The following is a 16,915-nucleotide window of genomic DNA, read 5'->3' on the forward strand; positions in this document are numbered from 1 at the left end:
AACTATTTGCTGGTTATAAACTCAGATTCAAGCCCAGGTTGATGCGACGAACGGTTGGGTATGCACCTTGTCCCGCATAGTTGCTTGAGCCAATATTTGCTTCGCGATCGTCTGGCATTTTACTCCAGAAAAGGAGGTTGTTACCATTAACATAAACACGCATGGATTGGATCCCAGCCCTTTTCAACCAAACAGGATTCAAAGAATAAGCTATTTCAGCTGATTTCAAACGGACATAAGAACCGTCATAGTTGTAGAAATCTCCATAGCTATACACCCTTGTTTTCCACCGGGGCAGATAGGACGTTGCATCTGGGTTATCCCTTGTCCAATAGTCTCCCTGTTTGAAAACGGAATTCAATGCCGCACCGAAGTTGGTTTGCGTAAGATTCCTTGTTACATTATTGACACCATAGAATTGAAGGAATACAGATAAGCGTTTGTAGTCAAAACCAATACTACCTGTATACGTATTCTGCGGTCTTTCCGGGTAAGCATATGGTACAACATCGTAGTCATTGATCGCTCCATCGCCATTGAAGTCAATAAGATTAAAGTTTCCGGGCAGTTTATTATTATCATACTGATTGACAATAGTGCTGCCATAAACTTCATCCCATGTATTGTAAAACCCTGTGCGTATCTGAGATGTATATTGTCCTATTTGGAAACCTGCTCTTTTTAGATAAGCATCCAACAATTGAGGATCATCACGATCAATAATTCTGTCTTTTGCATGGGTTAGCGCTATATTCGACCACAAGCGTACATCCTTATTCAGTTTTTTATTGAACTTCAATTCTAATTCATATCCTTTCACCTCTGTTTTACCCAGGTTGGCAACAGGAGGTTGACCACCAAAATAAACAGGTACAGCTCTTTGGCCGCCGGCTATTAATATATCATAACGATAATCCCGGTACACATCAACACTACCTTCCAGCATTCCATTCAGGACCGAATACTCCAGACCAACGTTTGTTTTTGCTACGGTTTCCCAATGTACATCCGGGTTTCCTATGGCTGTTTCTCTAAACCATACATAAGGGCTGTTATTACCTCCCGCATCACCCATATGCACTTGACCTCCATTTGCCCATTGTGTCAGATACAGATAACGTCCAGCACCAACGCGGTCATTTCCTACCAAACCGTATGAACCGCGGATTTTCAATGTCCTTAACCAGGAGATATCTTTCATGAAGTTTTCATTCGTCAACGTCCAACCTACAGCTGCAGAAGGGAAAAAGTCAAACCTGTAATCAGGTCCGAACTGGTCAGAACCATTATAAGCTCCGTTGAACTCGGCAAAATAGCGGTTAGCAAAATTGTAAGTAGTACGGAACACCCAGTCCTCACGATAGTTAGCAAAATTGCTACCTGTCGCATTTTCATCACGGCTAAACAGGCCCATTGCTGTGATATTATGCTTGCCAATTTTAGCCGAATGGTTTAATTGCAATTGGTAGAACTTTTTTCTTCTTGTTGACCCATTCTGCATAGCATCAGCCCTTACCGACCATTGCGGCACTATATACTCAAATTGATTGGCGCCTGTTGTATTACGATATTGAACGGTTCCATTAGGGTAGATATATTTCTGGATACCACTTCCATCATCAAAAATGCCACCCTGAGAAACAAAAGTGTTATCCAGAGAAAATGTTCCTTTAAAATTGAGGTTCTTTACCAACATACTCAAATCCTGGGTAAGCGTGAAATCGGTATTGATCGTGGTGGTCTTGGTGTTTCTTACACCGTTATTTCCAAGTATTTGAGCAGGGTTATTGGTAGACACCGGATCAAGTGGATAATAACCATAAGTACCATCATTATACTGAGGATAAAAAAGATCAGGTGCATTACCATATATCCCCTGGTACCATGAATACTCAAAACCACTCCAGGAATCTTGCCTGTTTCCATGAAGTCCGGAAAGGTTTGCTGCAAGGTTGGTAGTACCTGTTAATTTAAAATCAAGATTGGCACGGATATTCAACCTGTCATAAAAGAATCCCGGTTCATAGCCTTTTCCATTGCTTGGGATCTTCATGATGTCGCCTTCATGGAGCACGTCTACTGCCGTAAAATATTTTACAAAACCCGATCCTCCTGAAATATTGATGTTCGCATTTTGCGCCCAAGCCATCTTTTTAACGGACTCATCCTGCCAATCAATATTAGGGTATTGTTGGGCCTCCTGCTCGTTGGCCGGATGGCGGTATTTATCAATAATAGCAAAAGGGGTATAATCCTGCCATGATGCGGGACTCAAGGCAAGTTCCCTTTCAATAGCCTGATTTCTGATTGTTAAGGCATCGTAAGCATCATACTTTTGTGGCAAACGGGATGGGATTTTCATAGTAGAGTTAGCGGTGATATTGATGTTCGCTTTCCCTTCAGCCCCTCTCTTGGTAGTAATCAATACTACACCATTGGCACCTTTCACACCAAAAACTGCTGTAGCAGAGGCATCTTTCAACACAGATATACTTTCTACGGAACCAACATCCACTCCGCTCAGCGAGCGTTCGATCCCGTCCACTAATATCAGTGGACCGCTGCCGTTCCATGTACCCTGACCTCTAATATAAATAGTGGGATCTTCTGCCCCGGGAAGTCCCGTACCTTGTACTGTAATGACACCCGGTACATTGCCGGTCAAAGCCGCACCGATATTAGACACACCTCCTGCTCTTTGCAATACAGCGCCAGTTGTTTGGGTTATAGCACCTACAACACTCTCCTTTTTCTGTCTTCCATAGCCAATAACAACCACATCCTCCATTGCCTGGGCTGCAGGTGATAACTGAACAAAGAGATTAGTTTGTTTTTCTGCCACTCCTATTTCTTTTGAAGAATAACCCACAAAAGAAAAGACCAGAACAGCTTTTGAATTTGCAACTTTAATGGTAAATGATCCATCACTTTTCGTTACTGTTGCATTATTGGTACCCTTTTCTGTTACACTTGCCCCAGCAAGCGGTTCTCCCTTATCATTTACTACTTTTCCGCTTACCGTTTCTGCGAAAGGGTCGGACACTTTTTCCTCATCACTAAGGCTTAAGCTGTTGTGATCGGGAGCGTTGCCAACTGCAAAGGATTGAATAGAAAAATTACAAATTAGAAGCATGGTAAACTTTGCCATTAACAGGCATTTGCAAGCCAGGCGGGTCCTACCAGGCGATAGGCCTCGTTCATTTTTTTTCATTCTCTAGTTTAATGTTTAATGAAAGGAATTTGCTCAGGGGAGAGCATTAGATTACTGATTAAAACACAGTGGAAAATGTCTCTGCATTCTCCGTTTCTTAGTAAGTGTGGGATTCATTAAGTAACTCTTTTCATATGCAGTCGTTTTAAGTTGACAAAAAAGCAATCATCTCATCTGCTGACAAAATGACTTACAGCATTCATTAACAAAATAGCTATTACAAAAAATAAAAGTCTATCCGCCTTCAGGTGATGCCAAAACTAAATACTGGACAATACCTTGACTGATTCATTTGTTGAAACTTATGGAACAAATGTTTTTAGCACTTAAAAAAACTGCTATTAAGCAGAAGAATCCAGGATTTAAGGAGGCTTTCAAACTCGTTCGTGTGTGGCTGTTTTAGCGAAAATGCAAGAATGTCCCTCTGCCAGTGAACAGTAACTGTACATCTGCAATTCCAGAATGCACTGTTCCTCACCTTCCTGAATTTGCAGATGTACAGTTACTTGGCTTCCTTGCTCGCAACCGTTCTTTTAATTTTATAATGATATAATTTATGTGTTCAGGCAAAGAATCAAAATGGATAAACCGTCAAATTGACACCAAGCAGCTGGTTTGCTATTGGAAACTAATCCAGTCAACATCCACCTTTCCATTACCTTTTAATTGTACAACAAGGTTTTTGATTCCAGGTTGCACGGCTGCAATTGATTTTTTTACAATATGCCAATTGCTTCCTTTGGGGATATTTACTTCAGCAATGACGGGGCCTGAAGCATCTTTTGTCCTGATGACCAATGATGCCGCTGTTGCTGAAGCAGCTCTTATACTTACCGACTTTGCAGCTTTCTTTCCGAATTCAACGCAGTTGTATTGTATCCAGGTACCGGGTTTATCAAGAATTGTTTTCCAGCCCTGGAACTTGTTGAGTGTGTCCAAAAAATCTATAGCAGCTTCTTCGCTTTTAGTACTGAAGCGATCCATCTGAATTTGTGTAGTTGCATCTGTTACACCAATACCACGTAACGTAGGTATTACTTTTTTAATAGTACCATCTTCGTTAAAAAACAAACTATCTGCCCTGATCGATCTTGCTTTATCGAAATTTGGCGAATAATCATTGTGATGATAAAACAAGTACCATTGATTTTTAAATTGTATTATTGAATGATGATTTGTCCAGCAACCTGTTGGAGATTCATCCATAATTACACCGGTAACTTTAAATGGCCCCAATGGATTATTACAATGGCGTATTCCAGTCTTTCAATTTTATGCTCCACATGCGGGTAGGTTAAATAATAAATCCCATTCCGTTCAAACAGGTATGGACCTTCTTTCAGTCCTTTGTCAGGGAGCTCTTTTAATATAACAGGGTCGGAAGCCAATTCCAACATGTTTTCTTTTAGCTTTGCGCAATAAATATTTCCCTGCGACCAATATAGGTAAGCCTGCCCGTCCTTATCAATAAACACATTCGGATCAATGCCCCGGACATTTTTAATGGGTGTTGGCTGAGGGACAAAGGGGCCCTGGGGCTTATCAGCCACAGCCACGCCAACCGTAAATCCTCTTCCATGGGTAATGGTGTCTTTAGGCGAAGTTGGAAAATAGAAATAATATTTTCCGTTTCTGTATATACAATCCGGCGCCCACATACTATAGCTGTCAGGCCTTACCCATGGCACTTTGTTCTGGCTTACAATCACGCCATGATCGGTCCAGTCGGTTAAGTTTACTGAAGAAAACACGTGATAATCTTCCATACAAAACCAGCCAACACGGCCTTTGCCGGGTGTGGCCAGAATATCATGTGAAGGATAAATATATACCCTGTCTCCGAATACTCTTGCAGAGGGATCAGCAGAATACATATTCCGGATGAGTGGATTTTGGGCAAAGGTGCTGATCGTCAAAAAAATAATTAAACTAATGAGCACTAAATATGACTTACCGTATCTCATAACTTTTTTTCTTTACCTTTTGCTAAATCAGCAGCAGCAGCGGCAAGAAAAATATAGTCACCACAACCACCCACCGTTACTTCATTTTCACCCCAGAAAAATGGCCAGTCTTCTTTGTTCTCGGGAAAATCTGGTTTCAATACCAGTATGCCAGGTACAATGCCACCTGCAATAAAACTGAAATCGGCCCTATTGTTTCCATAAGTAATTTTTTTGGAAACAGTACCTACAGATGAAACAAACGAGACATTGGAATAAGGATGACAGCCAAAAATATAATTGAGGCCCCTGTACACGTATTCAGCCGTAATAATATCGGGGAAATATTTATTGGCGTAATAGTTTGTAGTGGCAAAATTCACCACTCCCCCACTGCCACCCCATCCACCCAAGGCAATCGGCACGCCAAACGGATTTTGTTTTTCGTACTGATCACAAAATGCTCTATACTTTACTACATAATCGTGCAATTTCTGTTTATACACCTCATCCATGTAAGGATAAGCCTGCAACGCTAGCTTTATCCCAAAGGAAACATTCCTGTCGAGTGATTCCCAAATACCTTCCTTGAATGCTGCTTCGTAGCGCTCTTCTTTTGTGGTGATATAAAGCTGCAATGCTGCACCTATCTTCAGGTTTCTACCGAACCTTGTCGCAAATCTTGTTGTATCAGTCCCGTTTTCATTTTCATTCCATAGCTGCTTTGCAAAGGCCAAACATTGTTGAGACAAGGTATCGTTATAGCCCTTTAATGCACGGCTGGCTGCTGCCAACGCAGCAGCAGTTGAGTAGTCAAGAAAAGTTGAGCGCTCTGTAAAAGCCCACCGGTCATCCATAGTACCGCTCGACCTGCCATCGCTATGGTATGGCTTCAGATTGGAATTATAGGGAAGGTTATCTGTTTCAGTGGAAGCGTCGCCCAGATGATGGTATTGATGCAGATTGGGAACGATGATGCCCCGCACGGGGTGACCGATATTTTTTACCTGTGCCACCATGTTCAATGTGCCATGCTCTATTTGTTGCAGCATATCCGGTTTGCCATCAGGTCGGTGGATATCCACATAACGCGATGGATAATCAACAAATGTTTGATCTCGGTCAATTCTGAAATGCTCCCAAGCATCTACCAGGCTTGATACGGCATTGCAATGTGAGCCGGTTTGGATATCAAAATCACCCGCGTCAAACCAACCGCCTACATCCAGCCCGGGTATACGTTCCAGCGGTTTATATTTTGTTTGCGTGGAAGCTCCCATGCTGTAACCATCAAAGAACGGAATATTGACAGGTGCCTGGAGTGCATCATCCAGAAAAGGAGCGCCATGCCATACGCGATACGCTTCATTCACCTGCATGTGATCCATTTGCACGGGAAACCATACATCCAGTGTTGGATGCCAGCTATCATTGTATACACCGGCTTTAATAGAGAATGTATTTGTTTTCTGGTTGCCATATTGAATATAATATAGCCCCGGATCTTTCACAGTACTAAAATCAAACTTCAAATAATTATACCGCAGGTATCTTCCCCAGAGTTTTACGTTACCTTTTAATTTTTCTATTGAATTCCCTTCGACTGTAACTTGGAAAAGGGATGCCGTTTTTAAAGGTGTATCATTTTTGTCCAGTTCAATAACGGCAACCTTCTCCTGGTGGGAATTATATCCTACCTGCGAAAAGCCAATCACTGGTTTACGTTTCCAATTAGTGATCGCATTTGGTTCAAGGTACCAGGATAGTACTCTGCCTGTTTTGTTTGCCGGCAACAAACTGCGAACAATAAACCAACCGTTCTGACCCAGATTACGTCCGTCAAACAGCATGATATCATTAGCAGATTGAATTTTTATTTGATGCTCAGGATCTTCCGGCGCCAGCACAATAGTTTTACCGGAAGCAATTGATTTCGGAACAATGAATTCTCCCCTCCCCCGATCATCAAATGTTGTAAAATTGGCAAACTGTTGTATTTTTTTACTCCCCGGCTCAATCTTCATATCGCTTGAAGGATACAATGGAAAATAACCGGGTTTGCCATCGGCGAGATAAGATTTTTCAAAATAAGCAGAGGGCAAAAACTCAAGATTCAATCCGGCACTGCCTACCAGTTTTTCGGGAACGGGTTGATCCAAATAAACGCTGATTTCAATGCCTTTATCCTTTGCTGTAACTACCAATCTTGAATTGAAGTCAAATTCTTTATAACGCAAAGTTGCTTCAATTTTATTGCTGGCCTTATTCACTTTGCGATTTACCAACTCCGGTATCTGATCCCACTGTTCCGGTGTGTTTTGCAGCCTTACCGCACCACCGGTAGCAGTTCTTACTCCATGATGAATCATTTCAATACCGGCAGTTTTTTCATCGAAGAACATACCGTTGTACTGACTATTGAAAACCAATACATTCACACCTCTGGTTTCAAAATATCCTGAATCATTGAGCTGAAGCTTTTGACCAAAAGAAAAATTTGCGAACAGGACTAAACAAATAGCCAGACTGAAAGCTTTTGATACCCCTTTGAAAGTATTCCTCGTTTGCATTATTATTTATTTTAAAGGCCAACAAGCATTACTGATTAAAACTCACCACATCCCAATAAGCTTTCTTGGGTTGACGATTCATATCAAAGAGCAAAGGATAATTTTTTCTACCCCTTCCATCCAACCAACTATAGCGGTCACTGACATTCCAGAAGGTCACACCGGTTATCTTGTCTTTGTGTTGGCGGAAAACATCAAACACCATTTTGTATTTATCCCGTTGCAGTTGCTCCATTTCAGGAGTAAAGGTGGCAGTCGTGTCACGTTGCCCCTGAATAAGCTGACCACCCTGGCGGCCACCATACACCGATACATCAAGTTCAGTTACCTGTACCTGTAAGCCAAGTGAAGAAAACATTTGAATGGATTTTTCCAGCTCTTCTTTTGGAGGATTGTTGACTGACCAATGGCCCTGCAAGCCTACACCGTGAATAGGTACCCCGGCATCTTTCAAACTTTTTACCAGGCGGTAGATCCGATCGCGTTTGCCAGGCATTTCGGTATTGTAGTCATTGTAAAAAAGAATAGCTTTCGGGTCGGCAGCATGTGCATATTCAAAGGCTTTTGCAATGAACTCCTCACCGCAGATCCGATACCATGCTGTGTTTCTAAGGTAATTTGAATTATTGTCGTCGATAGCTTCGTTCACCACATCCCAGGCATACACATAATTTTTATACCGGTTCACTACCGTTGTTATATGTTCCTTCAGTCTTTGCAGCAATACCGCCTTTGACACCGTATCACCTTTTTCATTTTTAAACATCCAGGACGGAGCCTGCGCATGCCAGCACAATGTGTGCCCTCGCAACTTCATTCCATGCTTTTTAGCAAAAGCAGCAATGGAGTCGGCGTCTTTCCAGTAATATTCATTTTCCTTGGGATGAATTGGCTCCATTTTCATCGCGTTTTCCGCAGTCAGACTATTGAAATGGTTGACAATCACTGCCGAATCCTCTCCGTGAAGCGAGCGGGGCGCAACAGCGACGCCCATCGTAAAATAACCTTTGTAGTGATCCTTTAATCCTTTGGTAGTACTCAATGTCGACCGGCTTATTTTTCCGCTGTTGGAGCAATAACCAAATAATAACATACCTGAAAAGCCAATCAGTATGTTTCCTAATCTTTTCATAAGCGTTATTTTTTTATTTAGATTTATTCATTTGACATCATGCGATGGAACACTCAAACCGTTTTTACTTTCAGAGGAAGAGTCAGATTTCTTAGAGGTATATCCTAATAATGAAAGCATTTTTATCCCGTAACGCTTTCCTAACTCGCGATAGCCTGCTGCATCAAAATGGAGCCTGTCGGCGGATGTTTTTGTGCAACCGCTGGACGAGATCACATAGGCATTCGGAATGGTTTGGGGTAATCTGGCTATGATTTTGTTCATGCTGGCACAGGCGCCGTCCTGGTCGGCGCTGACCAGTTCACCGGCCAGCAAAGGCACTGCGTTTGGCTTCAGGTTTAAATCGTGCAACAGGTTGTCATAAACCCCTTTTACTTTCTTGGGCCATGTGGAATCGCCCGTATTTGATTCGCCCTGATGTAAAAGTATTCCCTTGATCACACCATCTTTCTGCGCAAGCTTTGCCATTTCTATCAGACGAGCATATGGGTTGCCATCGTATTCCTTGATTATACCAATCATCCACGATGGTGCGGTGGAAACATAAGATTGGTAATTATCCTTATCGAACAACTCGATCTTGCACCCGCCAATGGAAACATTGATGACGCCAACCCTAATGTTCTTTGGAAGATTTTCAACCAATGTTCTTCCAAAATAATCAGCCGGAGTAAGCCCGGTACGACAGCGGCACAGAGGCGGAACAGCCGTGTACCACAGGCCTTTTTCTCTGCCCAAGTTGGGACAATTCACTGCCTCCAGCACTTTGAACCGGTTATCCACTGTTGTATCCTGCGGTTCAAATTTTGCATTGCCCTCCATGTTTGATTGTCCGAAACACAGGAATATATAGAAGTTGGGATCCTGTGAAAAAGAGGTTACACTAAAACAGAGCAATCCTGCCAATAATAATAAGCTACGTTTGAACTTCATTTTGTTTTTGATGGCACGCATATAGTTCGTTTTTATTAGTAATGGATGATACACTTTATCCTGATTGCTGCTTTTTATTCTTTTTCTATTCAAATACTGCAACAAATCCATCATTTGCCATCAGTGTAATATTCATCTTACCTGTTGACGGCAACTCTACATGCTTCCATTCAAATGAAGGTTCGTCGCCGTTGGCATTACCCGAGGCAATGAGACCACCCTTACGATTTTTTAAAAAGGGCACATCCAGCGTAAGTTGCTTTTCTTTGTTTTCACCATTGATGCCCGCTATATACCACCGGTTGCCGTTCTTTCTTGCCACTACATAATGCTGCCCTGGATAACCATCAATAAATTTTACATCTTCCCAGTTGTCGGGAAGCTTTCTTAAAAAATCTTTTAGGTATTCCGGCATATACGTCATACCGTCGGGACTTTCAGCATAATGTTGAATACCCGATAAAAACACAACAGCAGTAGCCAATTCAAAAGCTGCTGTGGTAGCCCGCTTTATACGTGGAATCCTATAAAGGTTCATCGGGGTAAAATCCATGGGGTCAAATGCATTGCGCACCATGGCGCACATTACCGAATGCGACGGAGCCCTTTCTGCGTCCTGCTGGCTAAAGGTGATCATTTCATAACCATATACAGCTTCGGTGGTCATCAGGTTAGGAAAGGTTCTATGCAAACCTCGAGGCAGTGTAGTCCCATGAAAATTGACCAGCAAATGATAGGCTGCCGCATCCTCCAGGATATCGTAATAATAATTGATCATGGACTGCCCATCGCCACCAAAAAAGTCGATCTTAATGCCTCTTATGCCCATGGCCTGCAATCGAGAAAACTCCTTCATGCGGCTTTCATGGGTCAGCAGTTTGTCTTTGGGTGTGAACTTCACCGTATTCCAGCTTCCGGCCGAATTGTACCATAGCAACAACTCCACATTTTTCCCTCTGGCATAATCTGCAAGCAGCTGAACCGAATCGTAGCCAATACGTTTATCCCATTCAGCATCAATGAGGCAGTATTGCCATTTCATGTCTGCGGCAAAATCGATGTATCTTTTCTGCACGCCGTAGGTAGTCGAATCATCCTTTTTTAAAATCCAGCTCCATGATGATTTGCCCGGTTTGATAAAGGATGCATCCATTTTCCTTGCAGGCAATGCAAGGTCAGTACCCAACGTAGATTCCGCAATTGTTTTTAAATCTCCTATCGCAATAACTCTCCAGGGTGTTTTCCAGGGCAAGGTGGATTCGGGATTTAAAGTTGCTTTTCCATTAGTAAAAACTTCCGGCGACTGAGGAAAATTAATTTTGTATTCATTGTCAGGAGCGTCTTTTTGTAATGCAGTGCCGCAATAGGTTCTTCCCAATGCCGCTTCGGTTATGAGCAGCCATGTATCATTGTATTTAAACAAGGCAGGGTATACCCATCCATTTTTTGACGGAGATGGAGTGCCTGTTGCAATGTCCATCATATAATGAGCTTCATAAGAGGGATTCGTATGTTCAAATCCTGTTTGGGCTTCGGTTTTAGGTTGCAGCCAAGCCCTTGTGCCCTCATTAAAATGAAAGCTGGTGGTTTCAGCCGTTATTTTTTTTATATCAGTAGATTTTTCGGGAAACTCATAACGGAAAACCACTCCATCATTGGATACCTGAAAAACAATATTCATTCTTTTGCCTGAAGCCGTTTTCGTTTCAATGATTCTTTTAATAGCAGTATATGTGATATTTTTCTTCTTTGCTGTAAGAATATTGTAATTGTCTTTGATCATTTCAGGCGAAGAAGCTCTGACAACTTGTAAATTTTGCGAAAAGTCTTCATCACCCCTGATCAATCCAAGTCTTGAATCTTTAAGTACAACTTCTCCATTATACGATATGTTGTAGCGAGCTTGTCTAGGATTACAGGTTACAACAATCTTTTCATCCGGGCTGGTGATCATATAGTTCTGTGGCTGTGCATGGCAAAAGAAATAGCACACAGAGAGTATAAACAGAACAACCATTTGCTTCATTATTTTCAGCTCCTTTATTGTTTTTTTTATTCGTTTATTCATTTTACATTTTAAATGCTGACTTACTTTAATAAACCAGTCAACATCAAGGAATTTCCTTACTTCCTTTGTTGCTGGTGGATTTGATCGTTGATATGGAAAAAATCGAAATCCACAAAGCCGCCAACGTTTTTAGTGGCATAGTTAAACAAGCCAAACCGGTAACCCATGAAGTGAGGAATGGTATAAGCCATTTTAAGCTGAGTGCCTATAGGCGTCCATGATTGACCATTAAGGCTATAAAAGAAATCAGCTACGTCTTTTTTATCGGTGAAATTGCACTCAGCTTTAAAGTAAACAGTCTTTTGCGTGATGGGCACACTTTGAACTTCTATAGGTTTTCCTGTACTTGCATTCATCATCACTATAGTTCTGCTGCTGCCGTTTACTTTAACACCCACCAAACCATAGTTTTTTTGTAAAAGGCACAACCCGGCAAAGTCGCCGTCTTTCATGTTTGATACATCAAGAGCAGTACTGCCAGAACATACCGGTCCAATGGTGCGTTGCGTTAATGTATTTTTGGCCAATAGAAAAGCTGTATCCACCCGTCCGGTTCTCAAACGCAAATAGCCTTTTCTTTCACTAACCGACCAAAGTTTGTTGTCAGGATTATGATTCCACTGCCATATTAATGGCAGTGCAGCCTCCCCTTTACGACGGGAAAATTCATCGGATGCTACAATACCTGGTATTAAGCCTTTACTAGCCGGAAGGTTAAGCGTTTGGGGCACTTTACCATCAACACCCAATACAGGCCAGCCATCCTGCCATTTTACGGGAACGAGATAGGGAATACGGCCTACAGCACCAAAATCACGGAACAAATAAGCATACCAATTCCCATCAGGAGCGTCAATAAGTCCACCCTGGGCGACGCCTAAATCCTGCAAAACAACCCTACCTTCATAGGGGCCGGTAATTTTATCAGCCCTGTGTACAACCACTGTACGCATACCGCCTCTGGGCCAGGTGATGTTAAAAAGGTAATATTTCCCATTCACTTTAAATAGCTGGGATCCTTCGGCAGGCAATCCAATGTTAGGACCAGAGGGAGCACTGGCATTTTCGATAATCACCTGTTCTGAAGTGCCGGGTTTTACACCAGAGGCATCGGCATTGAGTTCAACCAACCGTAGTTTGCCTCCGCCGTAGATCATATACACACGGCCATCATCATCGAAAAACAAGGAATGGTCATGAAAACTCGGTCTGAAGGAGGCTACATTCCAGGGTCCTTTCTCTATATTCTTTGAAGAGTAAACATATGTCTTGCCGGTTGTTTGGGCAAAGGTGGAAACATAGAAAGTACCGTTATGGTAGCGTATGCTGCTAGCCCATGAGCCTCTTCCGTAGGTGCTTTTCCCATTATCAAGATTTAGTTCATCAACATTTGCCAACGTATCGTAAGCATAATTTACCAGTTGCCAGTTCACAAGATCTTTGGATTTCATAATAGGTACACCCGGACTCATATGCATGGTAGTACTGCTCATATAGTAAGTATCCCCCACACGGAGCATGGCCATATCTGGAACATCGGCAAAAATTATGGGGTTCTGTGCCTGCTTTACCTGCGCAAATGAATGATTGAATTGAAAAAACGCAGTTATCGCTATAATGCTTACATAAATATTTTTCATCTTATTGATCTTACCAACCATTATTTGGTTGAGTAAGGATTTTTTTCTGAAATGTTAATGTTTTTGTGGTTCTACAATCTGGTATTTGCCGGATAAATGCATCAGGCTGAATAAATACAATAAGCCATCATAATAAGGATCGAAGTACCCATCTTCATAGGGCTCCAATTTGGCGTTCCAAAGTGCATGCACAAAATCCAAGCTACTTTTTTCTTTGTTGATAAGAGAAGCCGATGCAGCAGTAGCGACCAAACCAAGCGAGTGTCTGAGCTTTTTTACACTGCCGGCTTGCAGTATAGAATCGGGACGGGAACCATCCAGGTTAAACTGATCTTCGAATGTATTGATTCCTTTGGATCTCAGGAAGTTTTGAAAGCGACGGGCATATTCTTCCTGCCAGGTTTTATCCTTACCAAACCAAACATAGTCCATAGCTATATTCATGGGCACCCTCCAGGAGTCATAGCGAAAACCTACAGGCATCCAGGGTGCAGGGTGTGGCGCACCACTGAACTCCGTATAATCCGCATTCAGTCCGGTTACCGGATGGCAGGCCCGGTGTAAAAAGGCTCGGGAAGTATCAGCACACGCCCTGTAATACTGTTCATGCCCATCTTTTGCATACATAGCCCACACCTCATAAAAAGCTGGCAGGTGGTAGGAAGGATCGGTCCAGTTGTAACCACTTCCTTCCGGCACAAAGGCGATTTGCTTATGCTGGGTGTTAATCAGGTTGTAAATGCCACCGGTACCATCTTTTTTCCACATGGCATCCAATATTCTTCTTGCCTCATTGTAATAATGAATACCTGTATTATTTCCCCATCTGTTGGCTGCAAACAAAAGAGAGGTAATGTAGTACAATTCCCCATCTGAAGCAGAGCCTTCGGAGTTCTTCTTCATGGTTTTGACATTGATACTCCAGGCAAAATACCCTTCCCTTGGTCCCTCCTGGTGCTGCAGGTATTTTTTCGACCATCTCCAGATTCGATCAAAGACATCCTTCTTGTTCAACTGTACCGCTATCATCATGCCATAGGAAAGGCCCTCTGTTCGGGCATCATGATTCTTTAGATCGGAGACATAGCCCATGGAATCGCCTACCTCGAAATAGACACGATTAGGACCTTCAAAAATATCGTAATAAGCTTTGGCTATTTTCTGATCAATAGCTGCCTGACTGTATCCTGCTTCATGGAAAAGATTCCGGTAAGCAACAGGCGCAGCTTTGTTGGTCAATTGATTACCTTGCTTTTTATTTTGACAAAATGCTGGGTAAGGTTTAAAAGAAACAATTACAAGTATCAGCATGAAGCCGAACTTCAAACACTGCATAATGATTTTGGAATTTAATTTTTTATGTTGCATTACGTACAAAATATTCATGTATGGCGGCCAAATGCTTCCATTAACAATGTAAATTTGAAAAACGGTTTATTTATACATGGGATCATCCCCCTTGTACCAAAGCCATTTAAAAAAAGCTTTATTTGTAGTGGATGCACCTGAAGATGTAGCATACAGGCCAAAGCAACAACCGATAAATCCACCTGCTTCATGTGTACTTAAAAACTTCGCATCTACCTTATCTTTCAATTGTTTCCAATCATTGGACTGCTGGGCAAAATGGAAACTGTAATACGCTCCTTCTGCCCTGATACGAAGCAAAACCTTTTTTGATGAAACACTCAAAGGAGCCTGAGCGAGTAAATCCATTGTTTTGCCACTAGTGTTGCCTTTAAATAGCTGTACCACTTCCCGATCATTATCTTTAGACTTACAGATAAAGTAGAAGTGTTTTTCATCCTGAAAGATTACCAGGCCAGCCTTTTCAAGATCATTACCAGCTGAAAAATTGAGTTCAGTTTCAGCAGAACAATGCAAGTGCTGCTGGCGTTTACCTATAAAAGCTGGATTTCCCAAGTCCATAATAGTTTCTGGCTTTAACTTCAAGGTCAATCCATTGGCTTTATCCAAACTAAAAGAATTGCTGTCACAACTCCTTAAGAATAATAATGCAGGATCAAGCTCTTTTTCAAATTGCAGTTTGTATTCGAAATTACCACTCTGAGGCAGCACTTTATTTGCCTTTATTTCCTTGTAATTTCGAACATAAGAATACTGTATTTCCTTTTGTTCCGGATTAACAATTGGCCATTCATCTTTCCACTCAACAGGCGCAATAAAGGTTTCACGTCCCGTATTGTAGAAATCTCCTGTATATGGCCTTACTGCCAGAAAAATTGCATAGGTTTTTCCATCCGGCCCCTCTACAAACTGTGCGTGGCCGGCCGATGTAACCGGGTGCTTCCGGTCTTCCGGCAGATCACGTTGTGTTAGTATGGGATTATATTCATAAGGCACGTATGGCCCCCATGGCGATCTGCTTCTAAATACAACTTCCGAGTGGTTTACAGAAGTACCCCCTTCAGCAGCATACAGATAGTACCAATCTTTCCTTTTCATGATATGCGGTCCCTCAATCCATACAGGTTTTTTGCTGATATCCACTCCCCCATTTACCAATATTTTTTCTTGTCCAACGACCTTAAGATTTACAGGATCAAACTCATACATCCTGATGGTCCTGTGGCCTTCATACAGTGGCTTAAAATCAGGAGCATCACTATTGTATATAATATAAGCCTTTTCTTCGTCAAAGAACAGAGAGGGATCAATTCCTCGAACCTGAGGTAACCACACGGCATCACTCCAGGGACCAGCCGGATCTTTAGCTGTGACTACGAAATTGCCCCTGTGATCGATATTGGTACAGGTTACATAATATGTGCCATTGTGATAACTGATAGCTGGAGCAAACAAGCCTCTTGTCATACGTTGCCCCACAAAGTTCATTTGAGAGGCCCTGTTGATCACACTACCGATCTGTTTCCAGTTCTTTAGGTCTTTACTATGGAAAACAGGTATACCAGGGAAATAAGAAAAAGTGGAGTTGACAAGAAAATAATCTGATCCCACCTTAACCACACTAGGATCAGGGTAAAAACCAGCCAGAATTGGATTTACCAGTGTAATAGATTGTGCATATATGAAATTAGATGAAACAAAAAAGAGGATAGCCAGAAAACAAATATTGATTTTAAGGCGCTTACCCTGAAATATGAATTGCCGTTGTTTTAAGCCGAAATGGCTTTGAGCAAAACTAATTAACCCGACAAGCAACAAAAAAAAAGAAAATATATTTTTCATTTTATTGGATCGTTAGCCTAAAATAAATTAACGAAATATTCCGGCAACTACACCTCACAGCTCACTAACCTAGTGATAATTGCCAGAGACATGAATACTCTGTAGTCAATTTCAAAACTAAGTTGTGGATAATACATATACTGCTTCATTTGTTGAAGTTTATGGAACAAATGTTTGCTAATGCCGTGATCGGCATTTGGATTTATAT

General features: G+C 41.9%; 10 protein-coding genes. All 10 read right to left on the minus strand.

The window, feature by feature from the left end; translation table 11 throughout:
* Positions 1 to 13: 13 nt before the first annotated feature.
* A complete protein-coding gene (locus OCK74_RS24260; protein ID WP_279299696.1) occupies positions 14 to 3,211 on the minus strand; it encodes a SusC/RagA family TonB-linked outer membrane protein in 3,198 nt (1,065 codons plus the stop codon).
* A gap of 618 nt (positions 3,212 to 3,829) precedes the next feature.
* Positions 3,830 to 4,417: a carbohydrate-binding protein gene (locus tag OCK74_RS24265; protein ID WP_279299697.1), complete on the minus strand. Its 588-nt coding sequence runs from the start codon at positions 4,415 to 4,417 to the stop codon at positions 3,830 to 3,832.
* A gap of 2 nt (positions 4,418 to 4,419) precedes the next feature.
* On the minus strand, positions 4,420 to 5,175 hold the full coding sequence (locus OCK74_RS24270) for a family 43 glycosylhydrolase (protein WP_279299698.1): 756 nt from the start codon (positions 5,173 to 5,175) through the stop codon (positions 4,420 to 4,422).
* Positions 5,172 to 7,724 (minus strand): glycoside hydrolase family 9 protein, encoded by a 2,553-nt coding sequence (locus OCK74_RS24275; RefSeq protein ID WP_279299699.1) that lies wholly within the window; start codon positions 7,722 to 7,724, stop codon positions 5,172 to 5,174. Before OCK74_RS24275 ends, OCK74_RS24270 begins: the two co-directional genes overlap by 4 nt.
* A gap of 28 nt (positions 7,725 to 7,752) precedes the next feature.
* Positions 7,753 to 8,856 (minus strand): endo-1,4-beta-xylanase, encoded by a 1,104-nt coding sequence (locus OCK74_RS24280; RefSeq protein WP_279299700.1) that lies wholly within the window; start codon positions 8,854 to 8,856, stop codon positions 7,753 to 7,755.
* A gap of 27 nt (positions 8,857 to 8,883) precedes the next feature.
* On the minus strand, positions 8,884 to 9,810 hold the full coding sequence (locus tag OCK74_RS24285) for a sialate O-acetylesterase (protein WP_279299701.1): 927 nt from the start codon (positions 9,808 to 9,810) through the stop codon (positions 8,884 to 8,886).
* 64 nt (positions 9,811 to 9,874) lie between these two features.
* Positions 9,875 to 11,857: a glycoside hydrolase family 97 protein gene (locus OCK74_RS24290; protein WP_279299702.1), complete on the minus strand. Its 1,983-nt coding sequence runs from the start codon at positions 11,855 to 11,857 to the stop codon at positions 9,875 to 9,877.
* A gap of 56 nt (positions 11,858 to 11,913) precedes the next feature.
* On the minus strand, positions 11,914 to 13,497 hold the full coding sequence (locus OCK74_RS24295) for a glycoside hydrolase family 43 protein (protein WP_279299703.1): 1,584 nt from the start codon (positions 13,495 to 13,497) through the stop codon (positions 11,914 to 11,916).
* A 54-nt stretch (positions 13,498 to 13,551) separates the two neighbouring features.
* Entirely contained in the window at positions 13,552 to 14,832 is a 1,281-nt protein-coding gene (locus OCK74_RS24300; protein WP_279299704.1) for a family 8 glycosyl hydrolase, read from the minus strand.
* 99 nt (positions 14,833 to 14,931) lie between these two features.
* On the minus strand, positions 14,932 to 16,707 hold the full coding sequence (locus OCK74_RS24305; RefSeq protein WP_279299705.1) for a glycoside hydrolase family 43 protein: 1,776 nt from the start codon (positions 16,705 to 16,707) through the stop codon (positions 14,932 to 14,934).
* Between the last annotated feature and the right edge of the window lie 208 nt (positions 16,708 to 16,915).

The sequence above is a fragment of the Paraflavisolibacter caeni genome (genome assembly GCF_025628885.1).
Classification (GTDB): domain Bacteria; phylum Bacteroidota; class Bacteroidia; order Chitinophagales; family Chitinophagaceae; genus Flavisolibacter; species Flavisolibacter caeni.

Excerpts from the sequence above, each read along its gene's own strand:
- OCK74_RS24295 (WP_279299703.1), bottom strand. The coding sequence starts at position 13,497 with ATGAAAAATATTTATGTAAGCATTATAGCGATAACTGCGTTTTTTCAA.
- OCK74_RS24265 (WP_279299697.1), bottom strand. The coding sequence starts at position 4,417 with ATGGATGAATCTCCAACAGGTTGCTGGACAAATCATCATTCAATAATA.
- OCK74_RS24270 (WP_279299698.1), bottom strand. The coding sequence starts at position 5,175 with ATGAGATACGGTAAGTCATATTTAGTGCTCATTAGTTTAATTATTTTT.
- OCK74_RS24290 (WP_279299702.1), bottom strand. The coding sequence starts at position 11,857 with ATGAATAAACGAATAAAAAAAACAATAAAGGAGCTGAAAATAATGAAG.
- OCK74_RS24285 (WP_279299701.1), bottom strand. The coding sequence starts at position 9,810 with ATGCGTGCCATCAAAAACAAAATGAAGTTCAAACGTAGCTTATTATTA.
- OCK74_RS24280 (WP_279299700.1), bottom strand. The coding sequence starts at position 8,856 with ATGAAAAGATTAGGAAACATACTGATTGGCTTTTCAGGTATGTTATTA.
- OCK74_RS24305 (WP_279299705.1), bottom strand. The coding sequence starts at position 16,707 with ATGAAAAATATATTTTCTTTTTTTTTGTTGCTTGTCGGGTTAATTAGT.
- OCK74_RS24275 (WP_279299699.1), bottom strand. The coding sequence starts at position 7,724 with ATGCAAACGAGGAATACTTTCAAAGGGGTATCAAAAGCTTTCAGTCTG.
- OCK74_RS24300 (WP_279299704.1), bottom strand. The coding sequence starts at position 14,832 with ATGCAGTGTTTGAAGTTCGGCTTCATGCTGATACTTGTAATTGTTTCT.
- OCK74_RS24260 (WP_279299696.1), bottom strand. The coding sequence starts at position 3,211 with ATGAAAAAAAATGAACGAGGCCTATCGCCTGGTAGGACCCGCCTGGCT.